The following is a 1,419-nucleotide window of genomic DNA, read 5'->3' as shown; positions in this document are numbered from 1 at the left end:
GGCCCGTACCGGCCCGCGCGCCGTCCTCCCGCCCGGATCCCTCCCCGCGCCGTCACCTCCACCGGATACAGGTCACATGCCCCTTCCCCTGCGCTGCGCATCGGCCCTCTGGTCCCTCTTCCTGCTCGTCGCGGGCCTGATGCTGCTGTACGTGTTCTCCCTCCGGATTCCCGCAGGGCTGGAGCCCGGCGACGTCGTCCTCCCGCTTCCGGCGATCGGCGTGCTGGCCGCGTCGGGCGTCACGGTCCGCCGCGCCGTTCACGGAGGCCGTCGTGCGCGGGGGGTGCTGGACGTCCTCGCCGCCCTCTCGCTGCTGCTGGTCCTCGTGACGGCGGTACTGACGATCGACGCCCCCGGACCTGTGCCCGTCGTCGACCTGGCGATCGTCCTCCTCCCACCGGCCGCCCAGGTGCTGATGCACCTGCCGTCGGTCCGGCCCGTCTACGGTCGCGGGAGGGCGGGTCCGCACGGCACACCGTGACACCGCCGTGATCCACGTCATGTTCCCGTGGCGTGGATCGCTGGTTATCGTGCTTCCAACGAAGCGACGACGGATTTCCGGCCCACCGCAGTGCGGACCGATTCCGGGTAGCCCGATCCCGCCCGAGGATTGACCGGGATCGGCCGAGACCGGTCGGCCGCCGGGATTTCCACCGTGCATTCGGAGCCGCACAACCGCAGGTCAGGAGCCGTCCCGCGACGATTCCCCACCCCGCCGGAAGGAGGTCGCCCCGGTAAGGAATACGGCACCGGTCGGCATTCCGGCGGTCTCGCCCCCGATGATTCGCCCATGCCTCCGGGCTTTCGGACCGGACACGGTCGGCGGTCGCGGAACACCCCGCCGATCCGGCGTCCGTCGCGATCCGCGAAGGGTCGCACGCCCCGGCGGACCGTGCGCCGTCCGGCCCGTCCCCCGGGCCGCGGTTCCCGCTCCGGCCAGTCCCCCAGGAGGTACCCGATGAGCAGCGAAGACCACGGCAGCCGGCCCGAGCAGTGGCTCCACGCACGCAAGCGCGACCGGCGCACGTACGTTCTCGACACCAGCGTGCTCCTGGCGGACCCTCTCGCCATGACCCGCTTCGAGGAGCACGAGGTCGTTCTCCCGGTGGTCGTGGTCACCGAGCTGGAAGCCAAGCGGCACCACCCCGAACTGGGCTACTTCGCCCGCCAGGCGCTGCGGCTGCTCGACGACTTCCGGATCCGCTTCGGCCGTCTCGACGAGCCGATCCCGGTCGGCGAGCTCGGCGGCACCATCCGGGTCGAGCTCAACCACTCCGACCTGTCGATACTGCCGGCCGGCTACCGGGTCGGGGGCGGCGAGGCCGACACCCGCATCCTCGCGGTCGCGCGGAACCTGCAGGCCGAGGGGTACGACGTCACCGTCGTCTCCAAGGACCTCCCGCTGCGGATCAAGGCGTC

2 protein-coding genes are annotated in these 1,419 nt (G+C 71.9%); both read left to right on the top strand.

The genetic code is table 11. The annotated features are described in order from the left end of the window. The first annotated feature begins 76 nt into the window (after positions 1-76). Positions 77-481 carry a hypothetical protein gene (locus tag ACFWOG_RS40875; RefSeq protein WP_380364830.1) on the top strand — a complete coding sequence of 135 codons (405 nt, stop codon included), beginning with the start codon at positions 77-79 and terminating at the stop codon, positions 479-481. Positions 482-958: 477 nt separating this feature from the next. Then, a partial coding sequence (locus tag ACFWOG_RS40870; RefSeq protein WP_380364828.1) for a PIN domain-containing protein occupies positions 959-1,419 on the top strand: 461 nt, incomplete at its 3' end.

It is taken from the genome of Kitasatospora sp. NPDC058406 (assembly GCF_042722765.1).
GTDB lineage: Bacteria > Actinomycetota > Actinomycetes > Streptomycetales > Streptomycetaceae > Kitasatospora.
This window is presented reverse-complemented; position numbering and strand designations above follow the sequence as displayed.

Bases quoted from the DNA above. Each gene is read 5' to 3' on its own strand.
- ACFWOG_RS40875 (WP_380364830.1), top strand. From the start codon at position 77: ATGCCCCTTCCCCTGCGCTGCGCATCGGCCCTCTGGTCCCTCTTCCTG.